This is a genomic window from Thiobacillus sp. (genome assembly GCF_024708915.1).
The window spans coordinates 1-8,461 of sequence record NZ_JANJXQ010000078.1 but is presented as its reverse complement, the minus strand read 5'-3'; the positions used below and the strand labels follow the sequence as shown (position 1 = coordinate 8,461).

At 64.4% G+C, this 8,461-nt stretch carries 9 protein-coding genes; 6 read left to right on the top strand and 3 right to left on the bottom strand.

Annotated elements, in window-relative coordinates; all coding sequences use genetic code 11:
- A partial coding sequence (locus Q0L94_RS06140) for a superoxide dismutase family protein (RefSeq protein WP_296751282.1) occupies positions 1–151 on the top strand: 151 nt, incomplete at its 5' end.
- A 28-nt stretch (positions 152–179) separates the two neighbouring features.
- Here Q0L94_RS06140 and Q0L94_RS06135 read toward each other — a convergent pair.
- Positions 180–860 carry an RluA family pseudouridine synthase gene (locus Q0L94_RS06135; RefSeq protein WP_296751279.1) on the bottom strand — a complete coding sequence of 227 codons (681 nt, stop codon included), beginning with the start codon at positions 858–860 and terminating at the stop codon, positions 180–182.
- Positions 861–960: 100 nt separating this feature from the next.
- Between Q0L94_RS06135 and Q0L94_RS06130 the strand changes: the two genes are divergently transcribed.
- The gene (locus tag Q0L94_RS06130) at positions 961–1,281 is read left to right on the top strand and encodes a carboxymuconolactone decarboxylase family protein (RefSeq protein ID WP_296748887.1); all 321 of its coding nucleotides are present in this window, start codon (positions 961–963) and stop codon (positions 1,279–1,281) included.
- A gap of 59 nt (positions 1,282–1,340) precedes the next feature.
- On the opposite strand, the gene Q0L94_RS06125 is transcribed toward Q0L94_RS06130, so the two are convergent.
- Both Q0L94_RS06125 and Q0L94_RS06120 read right to left on the bottom strand, forming a co-directional pair.
- The gene (locus Q0L94_RS06125; protein ID WP_296751277.1) at positions 1,341–2,489 is read right to left on the bottom strand and encodes a hypothetical protein; all 1,149 of its coding nucleotides are present in this window, start codon (positions 2,487–2,489) and stop codon (positions 1,341–1,343) included.
- An 87-nt stretch (positions 2,490–2,576) separates the two neighbouring features.
- Positions 2,577–4,040 carry a leucyl aminopeptidase family protein gene (locus Q0L94_RS06120; RefSeq protein ID WP_296751275.1) on the bottom strand — a complete coding sequence of 488 codons (1,464 nt, stop codon included), beginning with the start codon at positions 4,038–4,040 and terminating at the stop codon, positions 2,577–2,579.
- Positions 4,041–4,151: 111 nt separating this feature from the next.
- Between Q0L94_RS06120 and pdhA the strand changes: the two genes are divergently transcribed.
- The 4 genes from pdhA to Q0L94_RS06100 form a co-directional block, all read left to right on the top strand.
- Positions 4,152–5,153 (top strand): pyruvate dehydrogenase (acetyl-transferring) E1 component subunit alpha, encoded by a 1,002-nt coding sequence (gene pdhA / locus Q0L94_RS06115; RefSeq protein WP_296751273.1) that lies wholly within the window; start codon positions 4,152–4,154, stop codon positions 5,151–5,153.
- A 19-nt stretch (positions 5,154–5,172) separates the two neighbouring features.
- On the top strand, positions 5,173–6,156 hold the full coding sequence (locus tag Q0L94_RS06110; RefSeq protein WP_296751270.1) for an alpha-ketoacid dehydrogenase subunit beta: 984 nt from the start codon (positions 5,173–5,175) through the stop codon (positions 6,154–6,156).
- 30 nt (positions 6,157–6,186) lie between these two features.
- On the top strand, positions 6,187–6,588 hold the full coding sequence (locus Q0L94_RS06105; RefSeq protein WP_296751268.1) for a four helix bundle protein: 402 nt from the start codon (positions 6,187–6,189) through the stop codon (positions 6,586–6,588).
- Between the two features lie 17 nt (positions 6,589–6,605).
- On the top strand, positions 6,606–8,461 hold a 1,856-nt coding region (locus tag Q0L94_RS06100), incomplete at its 3' end, for a 2-oxo acid dehydrogenase subunit E2 (protein WP_296751266.1).

Genomic DNA, 8,461 nt, shown 5'->3' with positions numbered 1-8,461 from the left:
CGCGACCCAGCCCGTGCTGGCGCCGCGCTTGAAGATGGCCGACATGAAAGGGCGCTCGCTGATGATCCACGTCGGGGGGGACAACCATGCCGATCACCCGGCACCGCTCGGTGGCGGCGGTGCGCGCATGGCTTGCGGCGTGACGAATTAAAACAGCCTTCGTTCGAGTATCGGGCCTGTCAAAACGGCGCCGGGCTCTCGAACGCAAGCGCGTCCCCCGTCGACGGATGCGCGAAACGCAGCGACCAGGCGTGCAACAACAAGCGCCCGGCGCGGGCCTGCACATCGGGCGGCGCATACAGCGCGTCACCCAGGATGGGATGGCCCAATTCGCGCAGATGAACGCGCAACTGATGCGAGCGGCCCGTGACGGGTTCGAGTTCGACTCGGGTGTCCGCGCCGGTTTCGTCGGCCCCCAGCACGCGCCAGCGGGTGAGGCTCGGCTTGCCGCGAATGCGATCGACGATCCGCAACGGCCGCCTGGGCCAGTCGACGGCGATCGGCATATCGATGATTCCCCACTCTTCCGACGGCGCGTCCAGCCGTCCGGCCACCACCGCGATGTAGCGTTTCGTCACCTCGCGCGCGGCAAACGCTTTGGAAAGTTCACGCTGCGCCGCCGCACCGCGCGCCATCACCATCAGCCCGGAGGTAGCCATGTCGAGCCGATGCACCACCAGAGCATCGGGATAGCGGGCCTGCACCCGCGCGGCGAGGCAATCCTGTTTATCCACACCGCGCCCCGGCACCGCCAGCAGGCCGCTGGGCTTGTCGAGTACCAGCAGGGTGTGGTCTGCATAGCGTGGCTCGATGGCAGGGCAGGCAGATTCGGCATCATGGCCAGCGGGGTAGTTTTTCATTGCGGAATCCCCTATTCCTTTCCTTTTCCGACATTTCTTTCGAGTTCAGCCTGGAGCTCGTCTAAAGTGAAATCCTCAGGAGCCGAATTTGGAGGTTCTCATGTCAAAGGAAAAACTTCCCGAGCATTATCTGCTTGAGAAAAAAACGCACCAGGCGTTCATCGATGCGGTTGAAGACCTCGGCAAGGTTCTCAAAAAACAGGGGCCACTCGACGGGAAGACTGCGAACCTCATCCAGCTCGCCGCGGCTATCGCAATACATTCCGAGGGCGCCGTTCACAGCCATGTCAGAAGAGCGATCGATAACGGGGCAAGCCCCGAGGAGGTTTACCATGCCATCGTCCTCCTCACCAGCACGCTTGGATTTCCTACGGTTTCGGCCGCATTGAGCTGGGCCGGCGACATCCTGCGGAAGCAATGAAAGCAGGCTGCCAGCCCGTCAACCCGCCGCATCGAACCCAAGCTTGCAGAACGGTCAGTTTAAAACTTGACCGTATAGCGCAAATAGAAATCGACATCCTCGCGTTTGGACAAACTGCCGACGCGCTGATGAATGTCTTCGCGATTCCGCACGCGCGCTTCCACGGTCTGTTTCTTGTCGACGGCCCACTTGTAGCGCAACTCGACCAGATTGGCATTGGGTCCGAAATCCGGAGACAGCAGCCAGCCGTCACCAGCGCGCCCGAGCACGAGTCCTGCGCTGTGCCGGGGAACAATATCGATGAAATTAAACGTGATCTGCGCGGCAAGTCCATCGGCGTCGCCGGAGGTGCCGGTTCGTACCACGCTGCGCCTGGGCGTATTCGGGGCGTAGCCCGCTTCGCCCGCCAGCATGAATTTCATGCTGCCGCTCATCGGCCATTGCCCGGCGAGCCGGCCGACCAAGCCCCAGTAATCCTCCACCGTTCCCGCACCGACACCTTTGCTGTGCAGCGCCTCCGGCAGCCAGGTGATATCCACCGCACGCTGGACGAGTGCGCCGGCCTTCTGGGTGTTTTCGAGTCCGGCGAAATAGGACAGACGACTGCCGTCGTCGCTGAAATCGAGCGGCGCATGCCGTACCTGGGTTGCGCCGTCGCTGTCGTTGTACTGGGCAATCGCGGTCGTGACCCATCCGCTCGCGGATTTGTGCTTGACCTGAACCCCGTCGGTCCAGGTGATGTCGGTGTTCGGGCTATCGTTCCGGTCCAGCGACTTCTTGGCCACGCCTTCGAGTTCGGCCTTGCTCTGAAAACGACCGAGGCGCAGCTGCCAGCGATCGTCCGGGCGGTATTCGACATACATCTCGTCCAGCGTGGAGTCGCCGCGACGCAAACCATCGTCCGCGGGGATGCCTTTGAATATCTTGAAGTGCGGATCGTTGCGGTCGTCCGTGGAATAACGTCCGGCGAAACGGACCTGGGCCAGCCATTGCTCGCTGAACTTGATGCCGACTCCCGGGCGTACCCGCACCCGAAGCTCGTCGGTCGTGTCTTCCGTGCCATTACGGTCGTCGCGGTGCAGAGAGAAGAACCCTGCACGCACATCCCCATTCAAGGTGAATTCAACAGCTGCCGACGGACCGGCCAAAGCCAGACCCGTAACCATGAGTACCAGATATTTCATTTTTCCATTTCCTGAATAGGACATGACGATTCCTCCTCAAAACTGGGCCTGCTTCTCTGCAGGCCCAAACCCGCTTTCGCGATTTTCCGGGATCTTGCTTATCCCGGCCTATTACGCCTGCAACCCCTCCAGTAGCGCCATCCCCCACGCCACCCCGAAGCCGTTGGCGTCGCTCATCACCGCGCCCAGCCCGCCCTTGCAGCTGTGCCCCGACAGGTCCATGTGCAGCCACGGCGTGTCGCCGACGAAGCGCGACAAAAAACGCGTGGCGAGAATGTGGTCGGCTTCGCCTTCCATGCTGCACTGCTTGACGTCGGCGACGGTCGAATCGAGGTTGCTATCGTAGTCCTCGGGATAGGGAAAGACGACGATGCGTTCGCCGCTTGAGGTGGCGGCGCGCGAGGCGCGGTGGGCGAGCATGCTGGAGGTGGCGAACACGCCGGACATGCGGCTGCCGAGCGCGTAGTGCATCGAGCCGGTCAAGGTGGCGAAATCGGCGATGAGGTCGGGCTTGCCCCTGGCTGCCAGCGTCAGCGTGTCGGCCAGCACCATGCGGCCCTCGGCGTCGGTATGGACGACTTCGATGGTGGTGCCGTTGAGTGCCGTGACCACTTCGTTCTGCCGGTAGGCCTGCGGGCTGATGTGGTTCTCGGCGAGCGCGACCCAGCCGTCCAGTGCGACCGGCAGTTTCAGCTTCGACGCGGCGGCGAGGATGCCGAGCACCACCGCCGAGCCGTTCATGTCCTCGTGCATGCCCTGCATGTATTTGGCGGGTTTCAGGTTATGTCCGCCGGTATCGAAACAGATGCCCTTGCCGACGAAGGCGATACGGGGCTTCTGCTTTTTACCCCTCGCCGGCTCGCCGTAGGTGAGCCTGACGATCGCCGCATCCTTCGCCGGCGAGCCCTGCGCCACCGCGCAGAAGGCGCCTGCGCCCATCTTCTTCAGCTTGTCGAAGCCGTATTCCTCGACCGTCCAGCCGTATTGCTTCGCCAGCGCCTTGATGCGCTTGCGGTAGACGCCGGGGGTGAGCTCGTCCGGCCCCTGCACGGTGAGGCTGCGGGTAAGCAGGTTGCCTTCGGCCAGCGCCTGCGCGCGGGCGAAGCCGTCGGCCGATTTGTGGCCGAACAGTTGCACGGTTTTCAGCACTGGATCGGGCTTGGATTTGCGCGACGGCAGCGGCACGGCATTGACCAGCGCGGCATACACCGCCGCTTCCGCCGCATGCATTTTGAATCCGGCCTCGCCGAACACGGCCAGCGCCAGCGACTTGGGATGTTCGCCCAGCAGCAAGGCCAACGCCTTGCGCACCAATTCGTGGGTTTCGAAGGTACCGGCGTCGGCCTTGAGCATGGCGTAGACCGCGAGGGTGCCGCCGGGCAGCTGCACCGCCACCGGCGATTTGGCCAGCGCATCGATCTTGAGATCGCGCCGCTTCATCACGGCCTTGAGCTCAAGGCCGCCCGGCACCTCGGGCAGGGATTTCGACACCGGCAGCAGCAGCAATGCATGCGCCACCGCTGCCAGCGATTCAGCGGTTATTTCCTGTTTGTTTTCAGTGAGTTTAGGCAGCACGGCGATTCCTTGTGGATGGCGTTTTCTTGATGGTTGACGGGGTTTCCCGGATAATTGCGCGTTTGATTTTTTCCCCGCGCGTTTTCCGCCCCATCCAACAAGGGTAACCGAATGAAGATTGAAGACAAGAAACGTGTGCTGCGCGAAATGGTGCTGCACCGCCGTTTTGAAGAGCGCTGCTACCAGGCCTACATCGAACGCAAGATCGGCGGTTTCCTGCACCTCTACCCCGGCCAGGAAGCCTGCTGCAACGGCGTGATGGAAGCCGCGCGTCCCGGCCACGATTACGTGATCACCGGCTACCGCGACCACGTCCACGCGATCAAGTGCGGCGCCGATCCGAAGGAAGTGATGGCCGAGCTGTACGGCAAGGAAACCGGATCGAGCAAAGGCCGCGGCGGCTCGATGCACATCTTCGACACCGACAAGCGCTTCATGGGCGGCTACGCGCTGGTGGGCGGCCCGTTCCCACTGGCGGCCGGCATCGCCAAGGCGATCCAGCTGAAGGGCGGCGACGAGATCGCCATCTGCTTCCTCGGCGACGCCGCCAACAACCAGGGCGTGTTCCACGAGACGCTGAACATGGCCGCGCTGTGGAAGCTGCCGGTGCTGTTCGTCTGCGAGAACAACCTCTACGGCATCGGCACCTCGATCGAGCGCTCCACCGCCGTGGTGCACCAGCACAAGCGCGTCGCCGCCTACAACATCCCGGCCGACGAGTGCGACGGCCAGGACATCGAAATTGTCTACGAACACGCACGCCGCGCGGTCGACCACGTGCGTTCCGGCAACGGCCCTTTCTTCCTCGAACTGATGACCTACCGCTACCGTGGCCACTCGATGTCCGACTCGCGCGGCTACCGCTCGCGCGAGGAAGAGGAACTGTGGAAACAGCGCGACCCCATCTTCATCCTGCGCGACCGCCTGATCAAGGAAGGCGCCCTGACCCTGGCCGAGTTCGAGGCGCTGGAAAAGGAAACCGACGCTTACATCGAAAACGAGGTCATCAAGTTTTCCGAGGAATCGCCCGAACCCCGCGTCGAGGATCTCGAAAAATACGTTCTCGCCGACCGTGACACCCAGCTCCCGTGGCTCACGGGCAAAGCCGCTTAAGGTTTAAGGAAAAGACAGCATGGCAAACATCATGTACTGGGAAGCGATCCAGCGCGCCCACGACGAAGAAATGGCGCGTGACCCGCTGGTCATCTGCATGGGCGAAGACATCGGCGTCGCCGGCGGCACCTACAAGGCCACCAAGGGCCTGTACGAGAAGTACGGCCCGCTGCGCGTGATGGACACGCCGATCTCCGAGGGCGGCTTCACCGGCCTCGCGATCGGCGCGTCCTTCCTCGGCGTGCGTCCGATCGTCGAGATCATGTCGGTCAACTTCGCCTGGCTGGCGATGGACCAGATGTTCAACTCCGCCGCCAAGGTGCGCTACATGTCGGGCGGCCAGCTCACGGCCCCGTGCGTGTTCCGCTCGGCGGGCGGCGCGGCGCACCAGCTCGGCGCGCAGCACTCCGCGCGCATGGAGAAGGTGTTCATGGGGATCGCCGGCCTGCGCGTCGTCACCCCGTCCAACCCCAGGCAGGCCTACGGCCTCCTGAAATCGGCGATCCGCTGCGACGACCCGGTGTTCATCAACGAACACGAACTCATGTACAACATGAAGGGCGAAGTGCCCGACGGCGAATACTTCCACCCTCTGGAAGGCTCGGAAGTCGCCCGCGCCGGCACCGACGTCACGCTGTTCGGCTACAACATCTCGGTGCACTGGTGCCTGAAGGCCGCCGAGATCCTCGACAAGCAGTACGGCATCTCGGCCGAGGTCGTCGACCTCTACTCGCTGTCGCCGCTCGACCGCGCCGGCATCAAGGCTTCGGTCGGCAAGACCCACCGCGCCGTCATCGCCGAAGAAGACGAGGCGCCGGTCGGCGTCGGCTCGGAGGTGATCGCGATCATCAACGAGGAATGCTTCTTCGAGCTGGACGCCGCGCCGGTGCGCGTGCACTCCAAGCTCGTGCCGCAGCCGTACAACCATACGCTGGAAAAGGCGACGATCCCCGACCACGAGGACGTGGTCAAGGCCGTGCTGAAGATGTTCGGCAAGGCTTGACGGCAGGGGCTAGGATTTAGGAGCTAGGGGGTGGAGGTCTTCAGCTATCGCGACTTGTCGGTTTGGCAGTTGGCGATGCAGTTGACCGAATCGGTTTACACCATCACCCGCAGCTTTCCCCAATCCGAGCTCTACGCTCTGGCCAACCAGTTGCAACGCGCGGCGGTATCCATTCCGTCGAATATTGCAGAGGGTCACGCGCGCAATACGACGCGCGACTATCTGCGTTTCGTGTCGATAGCGATGGGTTCGCTGGCCGAGGTCGAAACCCAGATCGAACTCGCTGCACGCTTGAATTATCTGGGCATCGAGCAGCGCGATGCCTTGTTTGCCACTACTGATGAGTTGGGACGCATGTTGCATGGGTTTGCGCAAGTCGCTGCAAAGCAAGCTGCCCCCTGGCCCCTAAATCCTAGCCCCTTATACATATGAACCACTACGCCATCACCATGCCGCAGCTCTCGGACACCATGACCGAGGGCGTCGTCGTCACCTGGGAAAAGCAGCCCGGTGAGCGCGTCGAGCGCGGCGACATCGTCGCCACGGTCGAGACCGACAAGGCCATCATGGACGTCGAGGTGTTCAAGGCCGGCTACCTCGCCGGCCCGCTCGCCGACGTCGGCGCGACCATCGCCGTCGGCGCCACGCTCGGCTACATCTCCGACACCCCGGGCGACGTCGCGATCGCCGCCGACGAGGTGGTCGAGGAGAAGGCACCCACCGAGATGATCCCGCACCACGCCGGCTCGCCGATCGTGATGCCTCAGCTCTCCGACACCATGACCGAGGGCGTGGTCGTGACCTGGGAGAAGCAGCCCGGCGACGCGATCAAGCGCGGCGACATCGTCGCCACGGTCGAGACCGACAAGGCCATCATGGACGTCGAGGTGTTCCAGGAAGGCTTCCTCTCCGGCCCCATCGCCGACGTCGGCAGCGTGGTCGAGGTCGGCCATCCGATGGCCTTCATCGTCGACGACGCCTCCAAGGCCAACGACACCGGCGTGACGATCTCCGCCGAGCACAAGGTCAAGGACACCCACAAGGTCGCGCCGCACCCGGCCGACAAGCAGCCGACGATCCCCGTTCCCAAGGCCGCGCCCGCGCCGGTCGCCGTCGGCGGCAGCCAGCCGCCGGTCGCGCGCGTCACGGGCCGTCCGGCTTCGCCCTATGCCCGCAAGGTCGCCGCGCAGCTTGGCGTGAACATCGCCGGCCTCGCCGGCACCGGCCCGGCCGGCGTGATCGTCGCCGCCGACGTCGCGCGCGCGCGTCCCAGCATGGCCGAGGTCGCGCACGCGCTGCCGCAGGTCGACGTCCCGGGCCAGGGCCGGCCGATGACGTCGATGGAGAAGGCCGTGAGCCACGCGATGACCGCCTCGCTCACGCTGCCGACCTTCAACGTCACGGTGAACATCGACACTTCGAAACTGACCGCTGCCGCCAAGGCGAACAAGGTCTCGGTGACGGTGGCGATCGCCAAGGCCTGCTCGGTGGCGATGGCGAAGTTCCCGCGCATGAACTGGGCCTACCAGCCGGTCGACAAACTGGTCGAGCGTGCGAACCACGACTTCGGCGTAGCCGTGATGTCGAACGACGGCGGCCTCGTCGTGCCGATCCTGCACGGCATCGAGAAGAAGCCGCTGGAAGCGCTGCAGTCCGACTGGACGGGGCTGGTCGAACGCGCGCGGGTGCGCAAGCTGGCGCCCGCCGAGTATTCCAACCCGACCTTCACCATCTCCAACATGGGCATGCTGGGGGTGTCGCACTTCACCGCGATCCCCACGCCCGGCATCGCCGCGATCCTGGCGATCGCCGCCAACGGCCCGCAAGGCACGCCGTTCACCATCACCGGCGACCACCGCGTGCTGAACGGTGCCGACGTCGCGCTCTACCTCGCCACGCTCAAGCAGACCATCGAGGCGCCCGACGCCTGGATGGCGGGCGGCGCGGCAGCGGCTGAGACCGTCGCCGGCAAGGCCGCGGCGACGAGCGCACCCGTCTCGCCCATCCCCGAAGGCAACTGGGACTTCCCGGTGGTCGTCGTCGGCGGCGGCCCTGGTGGCGAGGACTGTGCGCGCGACCTCGCCGACCACGGCGTCAAGGTCATGATGGTCAACAACGAACCCTTCCCCGGCGGCGAATGCCTGTGGCGCGGCTGCATCCCGTCCAAGGCCTGGCGCGCCGCGGCGGACAACATCCGCAACCGCGCGCACGACGCCGAGATGGGCGTCGACGGCACCAATACGCCGAAGCTCAACTGGGAGCAGGTCGAGAAGCACCGCCGCTGGGTGCAGACCAGCCGCGGCGA